The organism is Curvibacter cyanobacteriorum, from assembly GCF_028649475.1.
Lineage (GTDB): Bacteria > Pseudomonadota > Gammaproteobacteria > Burkholderiales > Burkholderiaceae_C > Curvibacter > Curvibacter cyanobacteriorum.
This window is the reverse complement of sequence record NZ_JAQSIP010000001.1, coordinates 445,765-467,538: the sequence shown is the minus strand read 5'-3', so window position 1 is coordinate 467,538 and position 21,774 is coordinate 445,765. Positions and strand designations below refer to the sequence as shown.

The window sequence follows — 21,774 nt, the reverse complement described above, 5'->3', positions numbered from 1 at the left end:
GTGCCACCCTCGACAACAACGATGAGGTGTCCGGGTGATCGATTTTCCGCTTGAGGTAGCGGTCAACAGCGGTGTCATGGCGACCGTGGTGGGAACGCTTTTGCTGCTGCCCCCCCAATGGCTGATCGCGCCCCACAGGCGCCAGCGCTGGTTGATTGCGCTGCTGCTGGGGGTCGCCACCACCATCGCTATGTTCTGGGCCCCGGTGACGGGTCACGACACCGAAGCCGCGCTGCGCCCCGCCTACCTGTCGCTGGCCGTCTTCCTGCTGGGTCGCCAGATCGGTTTGCAAGCCGCGATCCTGCCCGCCGCCACCGCGCTGTTGCTGCAATTGCCACACACCTGGGGACACCTCGCCACCATGGGGCTGGTGCTGGTGTGGTCGGAAGTCTGCCGGGCGCTCTACCACCGGCGCAACACCCGCTGGCAACTTTGGCTGTCCCTGGTGATGCTGGCGGCCGGGGTACAGGTGGTGGTGATGCTGGGCCACCGGCTCCAATGGCTGGGGCCGCTGGAAGGCACCAACCTGTGGCGTTTCATGGCCAGTACATTGCTGTTGGGGATCTGCCTGGAGCTGCTGCTGGGCCGGGCCCGCTATGAGGTGCAACTCAAAAGCCGCGAGAGTGAGTTGCTGCAGGTGCTCGACGCCTCGGGCGGGGGGCGCTGGATCTGGGAACCCAAAGACAACAAGACCACCTTCCAGGGCCATTTTTACGATCAGTTCGACGTCAAGGGCCCGACCGGCGAGGACGCCTGGCTGACCTGGCAAGGCCTCTGGCACCCCGAGGATATCGCCCGCCTGTCAGCCCTTCGGGACAGCGTGCAGCAGCGCGAGAACGACAACTTCGAGGCCGAATTCCGGGTGCGCGACCGCCAGGGCCGTTGGCGCTGGGTGCTGGCCCGGGGCCGGGTGGTGGAACGCAATGCCCAAGGCGAATCGCTGCGGGTGGTGGGCATGCACCACGACGTGACGTCGGGCCACGAGGCGCGCGACGCCCTGCTGCTGTCGCAAACCAAGTTCCAAACCATTTACGAGGCCCTGCCCGACGCGGCCGGCATCACCCGGGTCAGCGATGGCACCTACATCGAGGTCAACCCCGCCTTCTGCCGCCTGATTGGCCGCCAGCGCGACGAGGTGATCGGTCGCCGCTCCCTCGACCTGAACATCTGGGACAGCCCCCAAGAGCGGGCCAAGCTGCTGCAGGTGTTCCACGAGAAAGGCCAGGTCGACAGCCTGCCCCTGCTGGCCCGATCGGGCGATGGCCGCCCCATCCCCGGCCGCATCTCGGCGCGCCAGATCAACATGGAAGGGGAACCCAGCTTCATCTTCCTGTTCCACGACATGAGCGAGCACCAGGCCATGCAGGCCCAGTTGGTGCATGTCAACGCCCTGCTCCAGCAGGCCGGGCGCATTGCCCGCCTGGGGGTCTGGGAAGACTCTCCGCGGCGCGAGGAATGCTATTGGTCCGAGGTCTGCTACGAGCTGCATGGCCGCTCACCCGCTGACGGACCGCCAAGCGACTACTGCGCTGAGTTCGTGGCCCCGCCCTACCAGGCGCGCTTCCGCGAACTGATGCGCCGCTGCGTGCAGTCGCAACGGCCGTTCGAGGAAGAGCTGGAAATCATCCGCAGCGACGGCCGCCAACTCTGGATCCTGGCCATGGCCGAGCCGGTGCTGATCGGTGGCGCGGTGCAGCGGGTGCGCGGGGTGATCCGCGACATCGACGAGGCCAAACGCAGCCTGGACCGGCTGCGCCAGTCCGAGGAGCGCTTTGCGCGCATCTTCCGCGCCATCCCCGACCCGATGGGAATCTCACGCAAATCCGACGGCCATTACCTCGACGTCAACCCCGCATGGGAACAAACCATGGGCGTGCCGCGCGCCGAGGCGCTGTCGGGCCAGTCGGTGGTGGAGATGGGCCTGTACACGCTGGCCGAGCGCACCGCGCTGGTCAATGCGGCCAGCGAAGCCGGCGTGCTCAATGCGTTTGAGATCAACTTCACGCCGCGCGACGGCCAGGTGCGCACGGCCCTGCAGTCGATGCAAAGCATCGAGATGGATGGCGTCGAGTGCTGGCTGTTTGGCCTCAAGGACATCACCGAACGCAAGCGGGCCGAGCGCCTGGTGCAAGAGCGCGAAGCGCTGCTGTCGCTGACCATCGAAGCCGCCGCCCTGGCCCTGTGGGACCTGAACATGGTAACGGTCGAGGTCACCGGCGACCGCCACTGGCGTGAACTGCGCGGTCTGCCCGCGGTTCAGGGCGACCCGCCCAGCGAGCCCTGGGACGATGTCGTGCACCCGGACGACCGCCAGACCGCGGTGGCGGCCCTGGCGCGCCACCAGGCCAACCCGCACCAGCCCTTCGATGTCACCTTGCGGCTGAAGCACGCCGAGGGGGGCTCGCGCTGGGTGCGCAACCTGGGCCGCGTGATCGCACATTCATCCAAAGGCGCCCCGCTGCGCATGGTGGGGGTGGCGCTGGACGTCACGCGCCAGCGCGAGCAGGAAGACCAGCTGCAGAAAATGGCGCATTTCGACGCCCTGACCGGTCTGCCCAACCGGGTGCAACTGGCCCAGGCGCTGGACCACGCGATGCAGCAGGCGCGCCAGACCGGTGGCCTGCTGGGCGTGGCCTACCTCGACCTCGACGGGTTCAAGCCGGTCAACGACCGGCTTGGCCACGGCATCGGCGACCAGTTGTTGATCGAGATCGCGCGCCGCCTGCAAGGAGGGGTGCGACCACAAGACCTGGTGGCCCGCCTTGGGGGTGACGAGTTCGTGATCCTGCTCAGCAACCCGGGTTGCCTCAGCGATTGCGAAACCATGCTGAACCGCCTGATGAACCGCATGGCCGAGCCTGTGATGCTCGAAGGCGAGTGGCTGGCGGTGACCGCCAGCATCGGGCTGACGCTGTTCCCGCAGGACGATGCCGACGCCGACGCCCTGCTGCGCCATGCCGACCAGGCCATGTACCTGGCCAAGCAGGCGGGGCGCAACCGCATCCAGCTCTTTGACGCCGAACGCGAACGCGCCTCGCGCGAGCACCACAGCCGCCTCGACCGCCTGAGCACCGCCCTGGCCGCCGACGAGTTCTGCCTCTTTGTGCAACCCAAAGTGGACATGCTCGAAGGCACGCTGGTGGGGGTCGAAGCGCTGGCCCGCTGGCAGCACCCGGAGCGCGGTTTGCTGGGCCCGGGGGAGTTCCTGCCGCAAATCGAAGGCTCGGCACTGGAGGTGCCGTTTGGCGAATGGGTGCTGTCCCACGCCCTGACCCTGCAGCAGCAGTGGCTGGCCCAGGGCCTGCGCGTGCCACTGAGCCTGAACATCTCGGCACGCCACCTGCAGACGCCCGACTTCCCCGAGCGCGTGCGCCAGTTGTTGACACGCTGCCCCGATGTGCCCACGGCGCTGCTCGAGATCGAGATCACCGAGAGCGCCGCGCTGACCGACATCCACGCCGTGACGGCGACCCTGACCCAGTTGCGCAACATGGGGCTGTCGATCGCCATCGACGACTTCGGCACCGGCTACTCGTCGCTCACTTACTTGCGCCAGCTGCCCGCCGACGCCTTGAAGATCGACCGCAGCTTTGTCAGCGGCATGATGACCGACATCGGCGACATGGCGATTGTCGACGGCGTGATCGGGCTGTCGCGCTCGTTTGGCCTGACCTTGATCGCCGAGGGCGTTGAAACCAGCGCCCAGGGCCAGCGCCTGCTCGAGATGGGCTGCCGACTGGGCCAGGGCTACGGCATCGCGCGGCCCATGCCGGCCGACGCGCTGCAAGCCTGGGCCCGCGATTGGCAAGCGCCCGCCGAATGGCGCCTGCCGCAGGCCTGAGGTCCGCCCCTGCGCGCAGGGGCGGGGCCAGCGTCAGGACAACAGGCCTGCCAGCACATTGATGCCCAGCGCCAGCACAAACATGTTGAAGACAAAGGCCAACAGGCTGTGCACCAGCGTGAGCCGGCGCAAGGGCCGCGACTGCACCTGTACGTCCGACACCTGCGAGGTCATGCCCACCACCAGAGCGTAGTAAAGAAAATCAGCGTAGTCAGGTGCCTCCCCTCCCGGGAACACCAGGCCCGGCACCTCCCCCGGCGGCTGCCAGCGTTGGTGGTAGTACATGTGGGCATACCGGAAGGCAAACAGGGTGTGGATCAGCACCCAGGCCAGCCCCAGGGCCAACAGCGCCAGGCCCATGTGCAAGGCCTGGTCCAGACCGCTTGAGCCGCCCCTGGCCTTGAGCAGCAAGGCGATGGCGGCCGCGCTGGCCAGCATCGACAGCACCGCCATCGAAAATGCCACCCAACCCGGCGGGTCGAGGGCCATGGCCCGCGCGCGGGTGCGGTGGACGTCCAGGCGCAGCGCCAGGGTCCAGGCCAGGCCCAGGTAGCTCAGCCCACCGACCGACCAGGCCGCAAGCAAGCGGGTCGGCCAGGTCAGTGGCAACAGCAGGGACAGGGCGGCCAGCAGCAGGCTCAATGACAGGCGCCGGACCGCCAGACGCTCAATCCAGGGGGGGTGGGCAAGGGACATGGCCCATTGTGGCCCCCAACCGGCCTGGGCCGCCACAGAGGCCCAGACCGCGCGGCCTGACGAAGGCCGCCCGGGTGCCGCGGCCGACTCAGGCCGCCGGGGCCATCAGATCACGCACCTGCTGCAAGGCCGCGGGGTCGTCCATGGTGGTCAGGTCGCCCGGGTCGCGGCCTTCGCAGACCGCCTGCAGGGCCCGGCGCAGCAGCTTGCCGCTGCGCGTCTTGGGCAGCACGTTGACGATGATCACGCGCGAGGGGCGCGCCACCGCCCCGAGCTGACCGTCCACCACCTTCATGATCTCGCCTTCGAGGCGCAGGCGGGCCTCGGGCGACTCGGCGCTGCCCGCGTCCTTGGGCACCACAAAGGCCATGGCCACCTGGCCCTTGAGGTTGTCGGCCACACCGACCACGGCCACTTCGGCGACGTTCGGGTGGCTGGAGATGCTTTCCTCGATCTCCCGGGTGCCCAGTCGATGGCCGGCCACATTGATCACGTCGTCGGTGCGGCCCAGGATGAAGAAGTAGCCATCTTCATCGCGGATGCCCCAGTCGAAGGTGCTGTAGACCAGCTTGCCCGGGATGCTCTTCCAGTAGGTGTTGACGAAGCGCTGGTCATCGCGCCACACGGTCTGCATACAACCCGGCGGCAGCGGGCCTTCGATGGCCACCACGCCCTTCTGGTTGGCGCCGTGCAATTCTTCGCCGGTGGACTCGTCGAACAGCTTGACGTCGTAGCCGTACATGGCCACGCCGGGGCTGCCGAACTTGGAGGTCTGGGCCTGCACCCCGTTGGCCAGGGTCAGGATGGGCCAGCCCGATTCGGTCTGCCAGTAGTTGTCAATGATGGGCACGTTGAGCGCGCTGCTGATCCACTGGGCGGTGGGCTCGTCGAGCGGCTCGCCGGCCAGGTACAGCGCCTTGAGGCTGGACAGGTCGTACTTGCTCAGGTAGGCCGGGTCTTGCTTCTTGAGCACACGCACCGCCGTGGGGGCGCTGAACATGCGCGTGACCTTGTACTTCTCGACCAACTGCCACCAGATGCCGGCGTCCGGGCGGGTGGGCAGGCCTTCGTACAGGATGGTGGCCATGCCGGCGATCAGCGGGCCGTAGACGATGTAGCTGTGGCCCACCACCCAGCCGATGTCGCTGGTGGAGAAATAGGTCTCGCCCGGCTGGCCCTGGAAGATGTGCTTCATGCTGGCCGCCAGCGCCACGGCGTAGCCGCCGGTGTCGCGCTGCACGCCCTTGGGCTTGCCCGTGGTGCCGCTGGTGTAGAGGGTGTAGCTGGGGTGGGTGGCATCCACCCATTCACAGGGCACCACCGCGTCCAGGTGCTTGTCGCGCAGGGCACGCCAGCTGTGGTCGCGCCCGGCCAGGAAGTTCAAAGGCACCAGGCCACGCTCCACCAGCAGCACGGCGCCCGGCTTGTGTTGCGCCAACTGGATGGCCTCGTCAAGCAGCGGCTTGTAAGGCACGGCCTTGCCGCCGCGCGAGCCCCCATCGGCACTGACGATGACCTTGGGCTCGGCGTCATCGATGCGCGAGGCCAGGGCGCCCGAGGCAAAGCCCCCGAACACCACCGTGTGCAGGGCCCCGATGCGCGTGCAGGCCAGCATGGCAAAGGCAGCCTCGGCGATCATGGGCATGTAGATCAGCACGCGATCGCCCTTGCCCACCCCCAGCTCCTGCAGGGCGGCGGCCATGCGCTGCACCTCGCGGTGCAACTCGCTGAAGCTGTAGCTGCGCTCGGTGTTGGTTTCGGTGGACACCGCGATCAGGGCCGCCTGATCACCCCGGGTGGCCACATGGCGGTCGACCGCGTTGTGGCACAGGTTGGTCAAGCCGCCCACGAACCAGCGCGCGAACGGCGGGTTGCTGTAGTCGCAGACCTGTTGCGGCGGCTGGTGCCAGTCGATCAGGGCCGCCTGCTCAGACCAAAAAGCGTCGCGCTCCGTGAGGGAACGCTGGTGAAATGCCTTGTAACTCATGGAATGTGTCTCCTCGCTCCGACGCTGGGGGGCACCGCAGGCCGACGTTGACCCGGGCTCGCAGCACCGCAATTGAATTCATAATTATTCATGACGGTCTTGCTGGGAACTGACAATCCCGAGCCTGTTGCTGGACTTAGCCAATGGGCGCCGGGCGATTCCAAATTTCTTGATTCATCTCAATTTCTCGAGATACTGTCGCTCAGGGGGGGGCGCCCTCCGTGCTTCAATCACCCCCGCCCTGCGTTCTGCCCCCCCCGACCGCCATGACCGATTCCCCCACGTCGCCGTTAGTGAACCTTTTCAGGGCCACGCACAGTCTGAGCGAACGCCTGCGCCAGTTGCACCAGCGCCTGCTGCCCACCGTGCCCTCGCTCGACCGCATTGCCTGCGCGCTCTACGACGCCACCGAGGACCGGCTCAAGACCTTCATCCACAGCACCCGCCACGGCCAGCCGCTGCAGGGCTATGAGTGGCCCCTGTCGGAAAGCCAGTCGCTGCTGAAGCTCGCCGAGACCGGCGAGTTCAGGGTGCTGGACACCCTGTCGAGCCTGCCCGAGAGCGATCACCCGCACGCGCGCTGGCTGCGCGAGCAGGGCTACCAGTCCTCGTTCACCGTGCCCATGTACGGGCCGCAGGGCTTGATCGGCTTTTTGTTCTTCGACTCAAGCGAAACCGGGGCTTTCGACGTGCGCGTGCAGCGCGACCTGGTGATGTTCTGCAGCCAGGTGACCATGCTGGTCAACAGCGAGATGGCGATGGTCAAGGCGATGCTGGCCTCGACCCAGGTGGCGCGCGACTTCGCCAACCTGCGCGACTTTGAAACCGGCGCCCACCTCGAGCGCATGGCGCGCTACGCCAAGCTGATCGCGCGCGGCGTGGCCGCGCATTACCAGCTGGACGACGAATTCATCGAACACCTGTACCTGTTCGCCCCGCTGCACGACATCGGCAAGATCGGCATCCCGGACCGCATCCTGCTCAAGGAAGGCCGGCTCAACGAGCACGAGCACCGGCTGATGGAAACCCACGTCGAGCTGGGCTGTGCCTTGGTGAACAAGATCATGGGCGACTTCAACCTGCAGTCGCTGCCGGACTCGACCATGATGCGCAACATCGTGGCCTGCCACCACGAGCTGCTCGATGGCTCGGGCTACCCCCGGGGCCTGTCGGGCGACCAGATCCCGATCGAGGCCCGCATCGTGACCGTGGCCGATATTTTTGATGCCCTGACCAGCCCGCGCCCCTACAAGGGCGGCTGGCGCAACGACGACGCGCTGGCCGAGCTGCAGCGCATGGCCGAGGCCGGCCAACTGGACCCGCTGTGCGTCAAGGCGCTGCGCGACGCGCGCGAGCAGGTGCTCAAGATCACCGAACGCTACCAAGACAAGCAACTGCCCGACGGGCCGGCGCCCGCGGCGCACTGATCGGTGGCGCGTCAAGCCGGGGGCTGCGCCGGCTTGACGCACGGGGTCATTTGATCAGCGGCAGCAGCGCCTTGAACTGCGGGTGCTCGGCCGTGCGCAGCCACTCGAACAACACCATCTCGGTGGTGACCAGCTCGGCCCCGGCACCGGCCAGGCGGTCGAAGGCCGCGTCGCGGTTGCGCTCGGTGCGCGACGCGCACGCATCGGTCACCACCCAGACGTCGAACTCGTCTTCAAGCAGGTCCAGCGCAGTTTGCAGCAGGCAGACATGGGCCTCGCAGCCGGCCACCACGATCGAGCTGCGCTCCGGAGCCGCCTGGGCGGGCTTTTGCAGGTGACGCGGCAGGCTGCGCGCGTTGCCCTGCACCGGCTTGGCCGGTGGGCGCAGCCACTCGGACAGGCCTTCTTCGCAGGCGCTGAAATGCATCTTGACCAAGGTGTCGCGGCACAGGGCCTTGAGCTCGGGCGGGGTGTGCCCGAGGCCCGACGGGTTCTGCTCGGTGGCCCAGGCGGGCACCTGCAGCAGCTTGGCGGCCTGGGCCAGGCGCAAGGCGTTGGCCAGCACCTGCGGGCCTTCGGCCAGGGCCGGCATCAATCGGGTTTGGTAGTCCACCAGCACCAGCTGGGATTCCTGAGCGTCAATCAACATGGTTGTTCAAAAAATAAATGGGGCTGCAAAGCCATGGCCTTATTAGACCTCAGCCCGCTGTCATGAGAAAAATCAAAGGGTTAGCGCATTTTCACGCTTGACGCGGACCGCCCCCACCGCTAACCTCTGCGCCCATGTCTCGTTGGCTCTGCCTCCTCCTTCTCGGCCTCACACTTTTCGGTTTTGCCCTTCGGGCACAAGCGGTGCCCACCACCCAACCGGTTGACGACGTCGAAAAACTCCTCGCTGACCGCGGTCTGTTGACCCAGCTCAGCTACGTGCGTCAAAGCCTCAGCAGCCGCGCCTCCGAGCTGGTGGTCAACGCCATGGGATTCCTGGGGGTGCCGTACCGCCGGGGTGGCAACACCGCCGAAACCGGCTTTGACTGCAGCGGCTTTGTGCGCGCCATGTACGAGCAAACCGTGGGCCTGGTGCTGCCGCGCCGCGCCGACCAGCAGGCCGCCGCCACCCAGACCATCGACAAACAAGATTTGCAGCCCGGCGATCTGGTGTTCTTCAACACCATGCGCCACGCCTTCAGCCACGTCGGCATCTACGTGGGCGACGGCAAGTTCATCCACTCGCCGCGCTCAGGCAGCCAGGTGCGTGTCGAAGACATGCGCGAAAGCTACTGGCAGCGCCGCTTTGACGGTGCCCGCCGCGTGGTGCCCTCGGCACTCGAGGCCAGCGGCACCCGCTGACGCCAACGCCCCCCGCTGCCACCGGGCCGCCAAAGCGGTCATCGGTTCGCACCACAGGCCTGCCGCTCACCGCGCCAGGCCTTTTTGTTTCGGCCTGTGGCAGCCGTTGGAGCGCCGGCCCCGCCGGGCCCAGCCCGGCGCCCAAACCCACTCAGTCGGGCTTGATGCCGCCGGTGCGAATCACCTTGCCCCACTTGGCGTTCTCGCTGACCAGGAAGGCGTCGAACTCCTCCGGGGTACCGCCCGCCGGGAAGGTGCCCATGGCCTCCAGGCGTGGCCGCATTTCTTCGCTGCGCACGATGCGGGTGATCTCTTCGGACATGCGACGCAGGATGTCGCGCGGGGTGCCCGCGGGGGCGATCACGCCGGCCCAGGTGCTGCCGGTGAAATCTTTGAAGCCCTGTTCGATGAAGGTGGGCAGATCCGGCAAGGCGGGCAGGCGCTGCTCGCTGGCCACGCCAATCAAACGCACCTTGCCTTGCTTGCCCATGTTGATGAGGCCGGTGGCGGCATCAAAAAAGAGCTGGATCTGACCGCCGATCAGGTCGGTCAGGGCAGGCGCCGCGCCCCGGTAGGGGATGTGGACCATGAAGGCCCCGGTCTGCTGCTTGAACAGCTCGGTGGTCAGGTGCACGGCCGAGCCATTGCCCGACGAGCCATAGCTCACCTTGCCGGGGTTGGCGCGCGCGTAACGGACCAGTTCCTGCGCGGTCTTGAACGGGGCGTCCAGCGGCACCGCGGCCACCAGCGGCGAGATGCCCATCAGCGACACGCCGGTCAGGTCCTTGCGCGCGTCGTAGGGCAGCTTGGGGTAGAGCGAATTGTTGGCCGCATAGGCCGCGATCACCACGCCAAAGGTGCTGCCATCGGGCGCGCTCTTGGCCACCGCGTCCACCCCGATCATGCTGCCCGCGCCGGGCTTGTTCTCGATCAGCACGCTTTGACCCAGGCGGGTCTGCAGGCCGTTCTGCACCAGACGGGCCATCTGGTCGGTGAAGCCGCCGGGCGTGTACGGCACGATCAGGCGGATGGGTTTGTTGGGCCAGGCACCACTGCTTTGGGCCTGCACCGACGGCAGGGCCAGGGCCGCGGCGCCCCCGAGGGCATGGCTGAGCACATGGCGGCGGGACAGGCGGGCGGATTTCACGGGGGTCGAGGGCATGGGGCCAGGCTCCAACAAACAAGAAAAACCCATTCTGTGCCGCCCCCTGCCCTGCGCCCATAGGGGCAAGCCCGGCTGAGCCGTCACGTCGGTGACGCCCGGGCCTGGGGTCTGGTCCTCCGCCTGCCGCCCCGCCCCGCCCTCCAACCGAGGCGATCAACCCCAAGCAGGGCAGCCTCCCCATGCCGCTTCGGGCCCACGTCAAGCGGGTGCGCCAGCGCGGCGGGCCGCGGCCCACGCGTGCCGCCAAACCGGCCCCAGACGCTGCGCCGCGGCCTGCAACTCGGCTGGCTCAAAGCCCGCGTAGCCAAACAGCCAGCCGCGGCGCGGCGCGGCCACCGTGTAGCGCGACAGTGGCATCAGCACCACCCCGCGTGCGGCCGCCTGGTGGCTGAGCCATTGGTCATCCACCGCGTCAGGCAGCGGACAGCACAGGTGCATGCCCCGCTCAGACGGGGTCAGGCACAGGGCGCCGTCGCTGACCTCGGCCAGCGCCTGGATCAGTTGCCGCTGGCGTTCCGGGTACAGATCGCGCATGCGCCGCAGGTGGCGCAGCAGGTGGCCATCGGCGATGAAGCGGGCCAGCACCCGCTGGCTGTCGCCAGGCGGGTGGCGGTCGCTCAGGGCCCGGGCCATGGCAAAGGCCGGTACCCAGGCCGCGGGCAGCACCACGAAGCCCAGGCGCAGGCCCGGGTGCAGGGTCTTGGAGAAGGTGCCCACGTACAGCACGCGGTCGGCTTGGGGCAGGCTGCACAGCGCGGGCAGGCGGTGCGGGCCGTACTGGAACTCACCGTCGTAGTCGTCCTCGACCACCCAGGCCTGCTGGCGCCGGGCCCAGTCCAGCAAGGCCTGTCGGCGCGCCAGGCTCATGGCCACCCCGGTCGGGAACTGGTGCGTGGGCGTGACCACCGCGAGGCGCGCCTGGGGCCAGCGCGCCTCGGCCTCGGCCAGGCACAGGCCCTCATCGTCCAGCGGCACCGGGCGCACCTGGGCGCCATGGCCCAGCAGGCTGGCCCGAAGCCCTGGGTAGCCGGGGTCTTCGACCCACACCTCGTCCCCGACGTCGAGCAGCAGGCGCCCGATCAGGTCGATGGCCTGCTGCGAGCCCGAGCACACCAACACCCGCCCCGCCTCGCAACGGATGCCCCGCGAAGCCCAGAGCCACTGCGCAATCGCCTCGCGCAACGCCGGCTCGCCCGCGGGGTCTAGGTACTGGGCACTGGCCCGGCGCTCGGCGGCACTGAGCTGCCGGCCCAGGCGGTCCCAGGTGGCGAACGGGAAGCTCGTCACCTCGGGGGCGCCAATGCGGAAGGCGCTGGCGGCCTGCCGCGGCGGGTTCCACTGGCGCACGGTCTCGGCCATCAGCTGCCCCCGGCGCGAAAGACCCGTGGGCAAGGCGCTCAAGCCCACCGTCCCCGACGCCACCGCCAGGCCCGGGCTCACGTAGCTGCCATCCCCCACCCGCGCCTGCACATAGCCTTCGGCCTGCAATCGGGCCATGGCCCACAGCAGGGTGTTGCGTGACACCCCCAGGGTGCGCGCGTGCTCGCGCGTCGCGGGCAAGCGGCTGCCTGGGGCCAGGTGACCGCTTTCCATCGCGTGGCGCAACTGCTCGTACACCTGCTGACGCCGCAGTGGCGCGCGTTGGCCCTTGGATCCCATGCGGATTGGCTCCTTGGATGGCTTTGAAAATTCTTAGACTGAGGGACTATTTCACCACGTCTGAGGACCCCCACCGCCATGAGCCAACACCACGCCACAGTGCAATGGCAGCACGACGGCAGCCCCTTCACCCAACGCCGCTACAGCCGACGGCACCTTTGGCAGTTTGATGGCGGCCTGAGCGTGCCGGCGTCGTCGTCACCGTCGGTGGTGCCCCTGCCCCTCTCGGACCCCAGCGCAGTCGACCCCGAGGAGGCTTTTGTGGCGGCTCTGGCCAGCTGCCACATGCTGTGGTTCCTGGACCTGGCGTCGCGCGCGGGTTGGTCGGTGGCGCACTACGAGGACCAGGCCAGCGGCACCATGGGCCCCGACGAGCAAGGGCGCACCGTCGTGCGCGAGGTGCTGCTGCGGCCGGTGCTGCGGCTCAGCCCGCCGCCTTCGGCTGCGACAACGCCGGCCCAGCGCCCCAGCCAGGCCGAGCTGGAGGCCCTGCACCACCAGGCCCATGAGGCCTGCTTTCTGGCCCATTCGGTGCGCTGCACGATCCGTTGCGAGCCGCGCTGGGCCGACTGACCACACGCCCATTCAACCGCTCACCCCCATCGCGCCGTCACACCTGCCCCCACGGGGTTCGATGGCGCCAAGCCAGCCCTGTCACACACCACCATGACTGCTCACACCGCCCTCGAAGTCACGCCACTGCACAGCAGCGACCACGCCGACTGGTTGCGCCTGGCCCAAGGCTACAAGGCCTTTTATGAAACCCCCACTGCGGCCGAGACCTACCAGGCGGCCTGGGACAAACTGATGGCGGGGGAGGAGGTGCGGGGCCTGGGCGCCCGGGTCGAGGGCCGGCTGGTGGGTTTCACCCACTACCTGTTTCACACCAGCACCTGGGCACCGCGGGTGTGCTACCTGCAGGACTTGTTTGTGGACGAGACCGTGCGCGGCCGCGGCACAGCCAGCGCCTTGATCGAGGCCGTGGCGCAAGCCTCACGCGCCGCCGGGGCGCAGCGCCTGTACTGGCTGACGCAGACCCACAACGCGCGTGCCCGCCGCCTGTACGACCGCGTGGCGCAGTTCCAGGGCTTCATCCGCTACGAATACCCTTTGCTGGGCTGAGCCACTGAGCCACTGAGCCACTGAGCCACTGAGCCACTGAGCCGCTGCGCCACGCCCAAGGCCAGCGCCCGCAACGGCCCGCCCCCCAGGCAGCCCCAAGCCGGGGGCCCGTCAGGCCGAGGGCAGCGCGCGGCTCAGCTGGGCGAGCGCGTTCAGCACGCCCTGCACGGCCTGGCGGTTGCGCTCGTCCTTGAGCGAGCCATCGGCCTCGAAGGCATCGCCCGCGTGCCCCAGCGCGAACTGCTGCGGGATCACCAGCGAGGCGAAGTTCATCTGCAAGAACTGACGCACATAGTTCAGCGCGCGCAGCCCCCCCAAGGCGCCCGGCGACATCGACAGCAAGGCTGTGGGCTTGTTGGCCGTGCCCGCCACCCCCGAAGGCCGGCCTTCGCTGGCCTGGATGCGCGACAACCAGTCCAGCGCATTGATGAACAGCGGGGTCGGAAAGCCGTTGTACTCGGGCGTGACCACCAGCACCGCATCGCTGTCCAGCAAGGCCTGGTGCAGCACGTTGGCGCCGGCGGGCAGGCCCTCGGCCGCCTCAAGATCGCCGTCGTAAATCGGCAGCGCCAGGGCGCGCAGGTCCAGTTCACGCGCCACAAAGCCGGCTTGGGTGGCGGCCAGCGAGGCGGCATGGGCCAGGCGGCGGCTCAGCGAACCGTTGCGGGCGCTGCCGGCCAAGATCAGAAGGCGGGGCGAGGTCGACGACATGGTGAAAAACTCCTGGACGAGGTTGAAAAACAGCGGCGGCCCCCACGGGGCTCGCCGCTCGGTGCGCCATTGTGCGATGGCCAGGCACCGTTCGTCCCCAGTCCGTGGGCTTTGTGGCGACAATCTCGACCATGACCCCCTCCACCCGCTACTGGCTCATGAAATCCGAGCCTGATGAATGCTCGATCGACGACGCCCTGGCCGCCCCGCAAGCCACCGTGGCCTGGATTGGCGTGCGCAACTACCAGGCGCGCAACTTCATGCGCGACGCCATGCGTGTGGGCGACGGCGTGCTGTTCTACCACTCGAGCTGCGCCGAGCCCGGCATCGCGGGCCTGGCCCGTGTGGCGTCCGAGCCCTACCCCGACCCGAGCCAGTTCGATCCGGCCTCGCCCTACTTCGACCCCAAGTCCACCCCCGACGCACCCCGCTGGCTGCTGCGTGATGTGCAAGCCCTGCGCAAGACGCGCCTGCTGAGCCTGGCCGCGCTGCGCCAACACCCCGCGCTGGCGGACATGAAGCTGCTGCAACGCGGCAACCGCCTGTCCATCACCGAGGTCAGCGAGGCTGAATGGGCCACCGTGTGCCAGTGGCTGGACGCCCCCTGAGCCTTGACGAGGCGCCGCCGTGGCGCCGGGACCGGCCCCAGGGCGCCGCCCCCGGCGGGTGAGCAAGCCCCCCACCGGCCCAACACCCCAACCCCCTCAGATCCAAGCCCGCCCCATCCCGCCCCCACCCCAAGGCCAAAAGAAAAGCCCAGGCAGTCTCCCGCCTGGGCTGTGCGTGTGACGGGGCTGCGCGGCGGCCCCCAGCCGCGTTACTTGCGCTGGGGCGGCACGTCGGTGCAGCTGCCGTGGGCAATTTCCGCCGCCATGCCGATGCTTTCGCCCAGCGTGGGGTGCGGGTGGATGGTCTTGCCGATGTCCACCGCGTCGGCGCCCATCTCGATGGCCAGCGCGATCTCACCGATCATGTCGCCCGCGTGGGTGCCCACCATGCCGCCGCCGAGGATCTTGCCGTGGCCATGGGCCTCGGGTGAGTCGTCGAACAGCAGCTTGGTCACGCCTTCGTCGCGGCCATTGGCAATGGCGCGGCCCGAGGCAGTCCACGGGAACAGGCCCTTCTTGACCTTGATGCCCTGGGCCTTGGCCTGGTCTTCGGTCAGACCCACCCACGCCACTTCGGGGTCGGTGTAGGCCACGCTCGGGATGACGCGGGCGTTGAACGCCGCCGCGGCCAGCTCCTTGTTGCCTTGCAGTTCACCAGCGATGACCTCGGCCGCCACGTGGGCCTCGTGCACCGCCTTGTGCGCCAGCATGGGCTGGCCCACGATGTCACCAATCGCAAAGATGTGCGGCACGTTAGTGCGCATCTGGATGTCGACGTTGATGAAACCCCGGTCGGTCACGGCCACGCCGGCCTTCTCGGCGCCGATCTTCTTGCCGTTGGGCGTGCGGCCCACGGCCTGCAGCACCAGGTCATAGACCTGGGGCGCGGGGGCGGTGCCGCCCTCTTCGGCCGGCGCGAAGGTGACTTCAATGCCTTCAGGCAAGGCGCGTGCGGACACGGTCTTGGTCTTGAGCATGATGTTGTCAAAGCGCTTGGCATTCATCTTCTGCCAGATCTTGACCAGGTCGCGGTCCGCGCCCTGCATCAGGCCATCCATCATTTCAACCACGTCCAGGCGCGCGCCCAACGTGCTGTAGACGGTGCCCATCTCCAAGCCGATGATGCCGCCGCCCAGGATCAGCATGCGCCCCGGCACTTCCTTGAGCGCCAGCGCGCCGGTGCTGTCGACGACGCGTGGGTCATCGGGCATGAAGGGCAGGCGCACCGCCTGGCTGCCGGCGGCGATGATGGCGCGCTGGAAGCCGATGGTCTGGGTCTTGCCCGTGCGCTCCTGCGCGCTGCCATTGGTTTCTTCGACCTGCAGCTGGTGGCTGCTGATGAAGCTGCCGTAGCCGCGCACCACCGTCACCTTGCGCATCTTGGCCATGGCGGCCAGGCCACCGGTCAGCTTGCCAATGACCTTTTCCTTGTGGCCACGCAGCTTGTCGATGTTGACCGAGGGGGCGCCAAAGTCCACCCCCAGGTCGGCCATGTGGCTGACCTCGTCCATCACGGCGGCCACGTGCAGCAGCGCCTTGGAGGGGATGCAACCGACGTTGAGGCAGACGCCGCCCAGGGTGGCGTAGCGCTCGACCAGCACCACCTTGAGGCCCAGGTCCGCGGCGCGGAAGGCGGCCGAGTAGCCACCGGGGCCGCCGCCGATCACCAGCACGTCGCAGTCCAGGTCGTTGCTGCCCGTGGGGGCAGCAGCCACCGGCGCGGGGGCCGCGGCAACCACCGGCGCCGCAGCCGCAGCCGGTGCCGCCGCAGGGGCTGGTGCTGCGGCGGGTGCGGCCGCACCAGCGGCTTCCAGCGTCAGCACCACCGAGCCTTCAGCGACCTTGTCGCCGAGCTTGACCTTGAGTTCTTTGACCACGCCCGCGTGCGAGCAGGGGATTTCCATCGAGGCCTTGTCGGACTCGACGGTGATCAGCGACTGCTCAGCCTTGACGGTGTCGCCCGGCTTGACCAGCAGTTCAATGACGGTCACTTCGGAAAAGTCGCCGATGTCCGGCACTTTGATGTCTATCAGGCTCATACGGAACCTTTCAATTTGATCGTGAAGAGGTTGATCGGAGCGGCCGAGTTGCGATCGAATTCGCAGCTCGCGGCCAGCCCGGCTTCGGCCACCTCGCGGGCCGTCTTGGCCCGGGCATAGGTGGCGTGCATGGCGCCCAGCGCAAAGCTGCGTCCGGAGCCAATGCCCCAGAACTCTTTGAACTCGAACACCTCGCGGTAGCTGTACAGCCCGTAGATGCCGCTCGCGTTGGCGATCAGCACACTGAACTGGCTGGACTCGTAGGGGTCGTTGTCGTCTTCCTTGGTCTGCAGGAAAAAGGTTTCCTTCAGCAAGGGGTGCAGCCGGGTGAAGGTGTCAAACACCTCGTCGCGGCTGTGCAGACGCAGCTGATCCTGAGGCAAGGCGTTGAGCGCCTTGCGCAGCACGGGAAAGTGCGCCACCGTGCCCGCCATGCCGACATAGCTGGGCCCGCCGTGCGCCTGCACCTTGAAGAGCTTTTCATTCGCTTCAAAGCGGTGCGACAGGCGGGTGTCGCCAAAGGTCACCAGCGAGTCCGCGCCGATGGCCACCTGGCCCCCTTTGCGAACCACCACGACGGCCGTCATGCGACGACCTTCGCAGTCCGATGGACCGGCATGGCGGCCAAGGGGCTCATAACAGCACGCGGCGGAAGTCGGCCAGGATCTGGCCCAGGAACGCGTTGAAGCGCGCGGCAGCGGCGCCGTCGATCACGCGGTGGTCCCAGGTCAGCGACAGCGGCAGCATCAGGCGCGGCTGGAAGGCCTTGCCGTCCCACTTGGGTTCGATCTGGCTCTTGCAGACACCCAGGATCGCCACTTCAGGCGCATTGATGATGGGCGTGAAGTAACGCCCGCCAATGCCGCCCAGGCTGGAGATGGTGAAGCAGGCACCGCTCATGTCGGCCGGGCCCAGCTTGCCGTCGCGGGCCTTCTTGGCCAGCTCGCTCATCTCCTGGCTGATCTGCAGCACGCCCTTCTTGTCGGCGTCCTTGATCACCGGAACGACCAGGCCGTTCGGGGTGTCGGCGGCAAAACCGATGTGGAAGTACTGCTTGTAGATCAGCGCATCGCCGTCCAGCGAGCTGTTGAACTCGGGGAACTTCTTGAGCGCGGCCACGCAAGCCTTGATCAGGAAGGCCAGCATGGTGACCTTGACACCGCTCTTCTCGTTTTCCTTGTTGGTCAGGACGCGGAAGGCTTCGAGGTCGGTGATGTCGGCGTCGTCGTGGTTGGTGACGGCCGGGATCATCACGGCGTTGCGCAGCAGGTTGGCGCCGCTGATCTTCTTGATGCGGCCCAGTTCCTTGCGTTCGATCGGACCGAACTTGGCGAAGTCGACCTTGGGCCAGGGGATCAGGCCCAGTTCGGAGCCGCCACCGCCCGTGGCCACCGGGGCCTTGGCGGCTTGCGCCTTGGTCTGCGTCACGCCCGCCATCACCGCCTGGGTGAAGGCTTGCACATCGGCCTGGGTGATGCGGCCCTTGGGACCGGTGCCCTTGACCTCGGCCAGCGGCACACCCAGTTCACGGGCGAACTTGCGGATCGAGGGTGAAGCGTGCGGCAAACCAGCCGACGGCGTGCCCGGCTGGTGGGCCGGCACGGCCGCAGCAGCCGGGGCCGCCACGGCTGCAGCCGCGGCCACGGGGGCCGGCGCCGGCGCGGCGACGGCGGCGGGGGCCGCAGCAGGTGCCGGTGCGGCAGCCGGTGCGGCCGCGCCCACGGCGCCTTCGAGCACCACGACCAGGTCACCGATGTTGACGGTGTCGCCCAGCTTGACCTTGATTTCCTTGACCACGCCCGCGTGCGAGGACGGGATCTCCATCGAGGCCTTGTCCGACTCGACGGTGATCAGCGACTGCTCGGCCTTGACCGTGTCGCCCACCTTGACCAGCAGCTCGATGACGGCCACGTCCTTGAAGTCGCCAATGTCGGGCACCGTGACCTGCACCGGGCCGGTGGCGGCCGGTGCGGCCGGTGCTGCCGCCACAGGCGCCGCAGCCGCCACGGGAGCGGGGGCCGCGACAGGGGCCGGGGCCGCCGCCGGCTCAGCCGCGGCACCCGCGACCTCCAGGGCCACCACGACCGAGCCTTCAGCGACCTTGTCGCCAAGCTTGACCTTGATTTCCTTGACCACGCCAGCGTGCGAGGACGGGATCTCCATCGATGCCTTGTCCGACTCGACGGTGATCAGCGACTGCTCGGCCTTGACCGTGTCGCCCACCTTGACCAGCAGCTCAATGACGGCCACTTCGTCGAAATCCCCGATGTCAGGGACCTTGATGTCTACCAATGCCATGTTTGTGTCTCCTGGACGCTTCAGGCGTACAGCGGGTTGATTTTGTCGGCTTGGATGCCGTACTTGGCAATCGCCTCAGCCACCTTGGTGGCCGGCACGGTGCCTTCTTCGCTCAGCGCCTTGAGGGCTGCCACCACGATGTAATGGCGGTTCACCTCGAAGTGCTCGCGCAGCTTGCCACGGAAATCGCTGCGGCCAAAGCCGTCGGTGCCCAGCACCTTGTAGGTGCGGCCCTTCGGAATGAAGGAGCGGATCTGCTCGGCATAGGCCTTCATGTAGTCGGTCGAAGCCACCACCGGGCCGCCATGGGCAGCCAGTTGTTGGGCCACGAACGGCACCTTGGGGGTTTCCAGCGGGTGCAGCAGGTTGAAACGCTCGGCGTCCTGACCGTCGCGGGCCAGCTCGTTGAAGCTCGGGCAGCTCCAGACGTTGGCGGCCACGCCCCAGTCCTGCTCCAGCAGTTCCTGGGCGGCAATGCTTTCGCGCAGGATGGTGCCCGAGCCCAGCAATTGCACGCGCGGGGTCAGCTTGGCGCCTTCCTTGCACAGGTACATGCCCTTGATGATCTGCTCTTCGGTGCCGGGCGTGAGGCCAGGCATGGCGTAGTTTTCGTTCAGCAGCGTCAGGTAGTAGAAGACGTTGTCCTGCTTCTCGACCATGCGCTTCAGGCCGTGGTGCAGGATGACGCCGACCTCGTGTGCGAAGGTCGGGTCGTAGCTGATGCAGTTCGGGATGGTGCCGGCCAAGATGTGGCTGTGACCGTCTTCGTGCTGCAGGCCTTCGCCGTTCAGCGTGGTGCGACCCGAGGTGCCGCCCAGCAGGAAGCCACGCGCTTGCATGTCGCCGGCCGCCCAGGCCAGGTCACCGATGCGCTGGAAGCCGAACATCGAGTAGTAGACGTAGAACGGCACCATGATGCGGTTGCTGGTGCTGTAGGACGTCGCCGCCGCGATCCAGCTGCTCATGCCGCCGGCTTCGTTGATGCCTTCCTGCAGGATCTGACCGGCCTTGTCCTCGCGGTAGTACATGACCTGGTCCTTGTCGACCGGGGTGTACTGCTGACCCGCCGGGTTGTAGATGCCGACCTGACGGAACAGGCCTTCCATGCCGAAGGTCCGGGCTTCGTCCACCAGGATGGGCACCACGCGCGGGCCCAGGGCCTGGTCGCGCAGCAGCTGGGTCAGAAAACGCACATAGGCCTGGGTGGTCGAGATCTCACGGCCTTCGGCCGTGGGTTCCATGACCGACTTGAACACGTCGAGCGACGGCACGGTGAACTGCTCGTCCGCCTTGGTGCGGCGGTGCGGCAGGTAGCCCCCGAGGGCCTTGCGGCGCTCGTGCAGGTACTTCATTTCCGGCGTGTCGTCGGCCGGCTTGTAGAACGGGATCTTCGGCAGTTCGCTGTCCGGGATCGGGATGTTGAAGCGGTCGCGGAAGATCTTGATGTCTTCGTCGGTCAGCTTCTTGGTCTGGTGAACGTTGTTCTTGCCTTCACCGGCCTTGCCCATGCCGAAGCCCTTGACGGTCTTGATCAGCAGCACGGTGGGCTCGCCCTTATGCTTGACGGCGGCCGCGTAGGCGGCGTAGACCTTTTGCGGGTCGTGGCCACCGCGGCGCAGCGCCCAGATCTGCTCGTCGCTCATCTTGGAGACCATCTCCAGGGTGCGCGGGTCGCGGCCAAAGAAGTTCTTGCGCACGTAGGCGCCGTCGTTGGCCTTGAAGGACTGGTAGTCACCGTCCAGGGTTTCCATCATGACCTTGCGCAGCGCGCCGTCCTTGTCGCGGGCCAGCAGCGGATCCCAGTCCGAGCCCCACAGCAGCTTGATGACGTTCCAGCCGGCACCGCGGAACTCGCCTTCGAGTTCCTGGATGATCTTGCCGTTGCCGCGCACCGGGCCGTCCAGGCGTTGCAGGTTGCAGTTGACCACGAAGATCAGGTTGTCGAGCTTTTCGCGCGCGGCCAGGCCGATGGCGCCCAGCGATTCGACTTCGTCCATTTCACCGTCGCCGCAGAACACCCAGACCTTGCGGTTTTCGGTGTTGGCAATGCCACGGGCGTGCAGGTACTTCAGGAAACGGGCCTGGTAGATGGCCATCAGCGGGCCCAGGCCCATCGAGACGGTCGGGAACTGCCAGAACTCGGGCATCAGCTTCGGGTGCGGGTAGCTCGACAGGCCCTTGCCGTCGACTTCCTGGCGGAAGTGCAGCAGCTGCTCTTCGGTCAGGCGGCCTTCCAGGTAGGCGCGGGCGTACACGCCAGGCGACACGTGCCCCTGGATGTAGAGGCAGTCGCCACCGTGGTTCTCGCTCTCGGCGTGCCAGAAGTGGTTGAAGCCGGCACCGAACATGTGGGCCAGCGAAGCGAACGAACCAATGTGGCCGCCCAGGTCACCACCGTCGACCGGGTGGTGGCGGTTGGCCTTGACCACCATGGCCATGGCGTTCCAGCGCATGTAGGCGCGCAGGCGCTCTTCGATTTCGATGTTGCCGGGGCAACGCTCTTCCTGGTCCGGCTCGATGGTATTCACATAGCCGGTGTTGGCCGAGAACGGCATGTCGATGCTGTGCTCGCGGGCGTGCTCCAGCAGTTGTTCCAGCAGGAAGTGGGCACGTTCAGGCCCTTCACTCTCGATGACCGCGGCGAGCGCGTCCATCCACTCGCGGGTTTCTTGGTTGTCCAGGTCTTGCGCCGGGTTGGCAGCAATGCCGGGCACGTGCTCGGGTTGGGCTGACATGGTTTGTCTCCTGCTAAAGGGGTTGACGTCACATTGGTTGACCGGGCGAGTGTCGCACAAAAAGTTCATATTTCAAATGGTGCTTATGCATTTCATATTGTGAACTAATGCAAGCCGCTGCACACCCGATGAACGG

General features: G+C 67.4%; 16 protein-coding genes. 6 read left to right on the top strand and 10 right to left on the bottom strand.

Going from position 1 to position 21,774, the window contains the following annotated elements; translation table 11 throughout:
- Positions 1-100: 100 nt before the first annotated feature.
- Positions 101-3,841 (top strand): EAL domain-containing protein, encoded by a 3,741-nt coding sequence (locus PSQ40_RS02025; RefSeq protein ID WP_273948351.1) that lies wholly within the window; start codon positions 101-103, stop codon positions 3,839-3,841.
- 33 nt (positions 3,842-3,874) lie between these two features.
- Here PSQ40_RS02025 and PSQ40_RS02020 read toward each other — a convergent pair whose 3' ends face one another.
- Together PSQ40_RS02020 and PSQ40_RS02015 are read right to left on the bottom strand one after the other, a co-directional pair.
- The gene (locus PSQ40_RS02020; protein ID WP_273948349.1) at positions 3,875-4,537 is read right to left on the bottom strand and encodes a DUF1345 domain-containing protein; all 663 of its coding nucleotides are present in this window, start codon (positions 4,535-4,537) and stop codon (positions 3,875-3,877) included.
- Positions 4,538-4,625: 88 nt separating this feature from the next.
- Positions 4,626-6,524, bottom strand: a complete 1,899-nt coding sequence (locus PSQ40_RS02015) for a propionate--CoA ligase (protein WP_273948347.1) — start codon at positions 6,522-6,524, stop codon at positions 4,626-4,628.
- 266 nt (positions 6,525-6,790) lie between these two features.
- Between PSQ40_RS02015 and PSQ40_RS02010 the strand changes: the two genes are divergently transcribed.
- Positions 6,791-7,951 (top strand): HD domain-containing phosphohydrolase, encoded by a 1,161-nt coding sequence (locus PSQ40_RS02010; RefSeq protein ID WP_273948346.1) that lies wholly within the window; start codon positions 6,791-6,793, stop codon positions 7,949-7,951.
- 46 nt (positions 7,952-7,997) lie between these two features.
- On the opposite strand, the gene PSQ40_RS02005 is transcribed toward PSQ40_RS02010, so the two are convergent.
- Positions 7,998-8,600, bottom strand: coding sequence for an isochorismatase family protein (locus PSQ40_RS02005; RefSeq protein WP_273948344.1), 603 nt, complete (start codon positions 8,598-8,600; stop codon positions 7,998-8,000).
- 134 nt (positions 8,601-8,734) lie between these two features.
- On the opposite strand from PSQ40_RS02005, the gene PSQ40_RS02000 reads away from it, so the two are divergent.
- Complete coding sequence (locus tag PSQ40_RS02000; RefSeq protein ID WP_273948343.1) at positions 8,735-9,301, top strand: C40 family peptidase; 567 nt, start codon at positions 8,735-8,737, stop codon at positions 9,299-9,301.
- Positions 9,302-9,452: 151 nt separating this feature from the next.
- Here PSQ40_RS02000 and PSQ40_RS01995 read toward each other — a convergent pair whose 3' ends face one another.
- Positions 9,453-10,463 carry a tripartite tricarboxylate transporter substrate binding protein gene (locus tag PSQ40_RS01995; protein WP_273948342.1) on the bottom strand — a complete coding sequence of 337 codons (1,011 nt, stop codon included), beginning with the start codon at positions 10,461-10,463 and terminating at the stop codon, positions 9,453-9,455.
- Positions 10,464-10,664: 201 nt separating this feature from the next.
- Positions 10,665-12,125 (bottom strand): MocR-like pyridoxine biosynthesis transcription factor PdxR, encoded by a 1,461-nt coding sequence (gene pdxR / locus PSQ40_RS01990; RefSeq protein WP_273948341.1) that lies wholly within the window; start codon positions 12,123-12,125, stop codon positions 10,665-10,667.
- Positions 12,126-12,203: 78 nt separating this feature from the next.
- Between pdxR and PSQ40_RS01985 the strand changes: the two genes are divergently transcribed.
- Positions 12,204-12,698 (top strand): OsmC family protein, encoded by a 495-nt coding sequence (locus PSQ40_RS01985; protein WP_273948340.1) that lies wholly within the window; start codon positions 12,204-12,206, stop codon positions 12,696-12,698.
- A gap of 93 nt (positions 12,699-12,791) precedes the next feature.
- Positions 12,792-13,247: a GNAT family N-acetyltransferase gene (locus PSQ40_RS01980; RefSeq protein ID WP_273948338.1), complete on the top strand. Its 456-nt coding sequence runs from the start codon at positions 12,792-12,794 to the stop codon at positions 13,245-13,247.
- 111 nt (positions 13,248-13,358) lie between these two features.
- Here the strand turns inward: PSQ40_RS01980 and PSQ40_RS01975 are convergent, their stop codons facing one another.
- Positions 13,359-13,958 (bottom strand): NADPH-dependent FMN reductase, encoded by a 600-nt coding sequence (locus PSQ40_RS01975; protein ID WP_273948336.1) that lies wholly within the window; start codon positions 13,956-13,958, stop codon positions 13,359-13,361.
- A gap of 131 nt (positions 13,959-14,089) precedes the next feature.
- On the opposite strand from PSQ40_RS01975, the gene PSQ40_RS01970 reads away from it, so the two are divergent.
- Positions 14,090-14,566 carry an EVE domain-containing protein gene (locus tag PSQ40_RS01970; RefSeq protein WP_273948335.1) on the top strand — a complete coding sequence of 159 codons (477 nt, stop codon included), beginning with the start codon at positions 14,090-14,092 and terminating at the stop codon, positions 14,564-14,566.
- Between the two features lie 209 nt (positions 14,567-14,775).
- On the opposite strand, the gene lpdA is transcribed toward PSQ40_RS01970, so the two are convergent.
- From lpdA to aceE, 4 genes are read right to left on the bottom strand one after another with little or no spacing between them, the layout of a single operon-like run.
- On the bottom strand, positions 14,776-16,605 hold the full coding sequence (lpdA, locus tag PSQ40_RS01965) for a dihydrolipoyl dehydrogenase (protein WP_273948333.1): 1,830 nt from the start codon (positions 16,603-16,605) through the stop codon (positions 14,776-14,778).
- Positions 16,602-17,192 (bottom strand): MFS transporter, encoded by a 591-nt coding sequence (locus PSQ40_RS01960; protein WP_273948332.1) that lies wholly within the window; start codon positions 17,190-17,192, stop codon positions 16,602-16,604. The genes lpdA and PSQ40_RS01960 overlap by 4 nt, the downstream gene beginning before the upstream one ends.
- A gap of 46 nt (positions 17,193-17,238) precedes the next feature.
- Positions 17,239-18,903, bottom strand: coding sequence for a dihydrolipoyllysine-residue acetyltransferase (gene aceF / locus PSQ40_RS01955; RefSeq protein WP_273948330.1), 1,665 nt, complete (start codon positions 18,901-18,903; stop codon positions 17,239-17,241).
- A 20-nt stretch (positions 18,904-18,923) separates the two neighbouring features.
- Positions 18,924-21,638, bottom strand: coding sequence for a pyruvate dehydrogenase (acetyl-transferring), homodimeric type (gene aceE / locus PSQ40_RS01950; protein ID WP_273948329.1), 2,715 nt, complete (start codon positions 21,636-21,638; stop codon positions 18,924-18,926).
- Between the last annotated feature and the right edge of the window lie 136 nt (positions 21,639-21,774).

What these genes read in the sequence shown, in the direction of transcription:
- PSQ40_RS01995 (WP_273948342.1), bottom strand. Translation starts at nt 10,463, where the DNA reads ATGCCCTCGACCCCCGTGAAATCCGCCCGCCTGTCCCGCCGCCATGTG.
- lpdA (WP_273948333.1), bottom strand. Translation starts at nt 16,605, where the DNA reads ATGAGCCTGATAGACATCAAAGTGCCGGACATCGGCGACTTTTCCGAA.
- PSQ40_RS01975 (WP_273948336.1), bottom strand. Translation starts at nt 13,958, where the DNA reads ATGTCGTCGACCTCGCCCCGCCTTCTGATCTTGGCCGGCAGCGCCCGC.
- PSQ40_RS01970 (WP_273948335.1), top strand. Translation starts at nt 14,090, where the DNA reads ATGACCCCCTCCACCCGCTACTGGCTCATGAAATCCGAGCCTGATGAA.
- pdxR (WP_273948341.1), bottom strand. Translation starts at nt 12,125, where the DNA reads ATGGGATCCAAGGGCCAACGCGCGCCACTGCGGCGTCAGCAGGTGTAC.
- PSQ40_RS02015 (WP_273948347.1), bottom strand. Translation starts at nt 6,524, where the DNA reads ATGAGTTACAAGGCATTTCACCAGCGTTCCCTCACGGAGCGCGACGCT.
- PSQ40_RS02010 (WP_273948346.1), top strand. Translation starts at nt 6,791, where the DNA reads ATGACCGATTCCCCCACGTCGCCGTTAGTGAACCTTTTCAGGGCCACG.
- PSQ40_RS01980 (WP_273948338.1), top strand. Translation starts at nt 12,792, where the DNA reads ATGACTGCTCACACCGCCCTCGAAGTCACGCCACTGCACAGCAGCGAC.
- PSQ40_RS01985 (WP_273948340.1), top strand. Translation starts at nt 12,204, where the DNA reads ATGAGCCAACACCACGCCACAGTGCAATGGCAGCACGACGGCAGCCCC.
- aceF (WP_273948330.1), bottom strand. Translation starts at nt 18,903, where the DNA reads ATGGCATTGGTAGACATCAAGGTCCCTGACATCGGGGATTTCGACGAA.
- PSQ40_RS02005 (WP_273948344.1), bottom strand. Translation starts at nt 8,600, where the DNA reads ATGTTGATTGACGCTCAGGAATCCCAGCTGGTGCTGGTGGACTACCAA.
- PSQ40_RS02000 (WP_273948343.1), top strand. Translation starts at nt 8,735, where the DNA reads ATGTCTCGTTGGCTCTGCCTCCTCCTTCTCGGCCTCACACTTTTCGGT.
- aceE (WP_273948329.1), bottom strand. Translation starts at nt 21,638, where the DNA reads ATGTCAGCCCAACCCGAGCACGTGCCCGGCATTGCTGCCAACCCGGCG.
- PSQ40_RS01960 (WP_273948332.1), bottom strand. Translation starts at nt 17,192, where the DNA reads ATGACGGCCGTCGTGGTGGTTCGCAAAGGGGGCCAGGTGGCCATCGGC.
- PSQ40_RS02020 (WP_273948349.1), bottom strand. Translation starts at nt 4,537, where the DNA reads ATGTCCCTTGCCCACCCCCCCTGGATTGAGCGTCTGGCGGTCCGGCGC.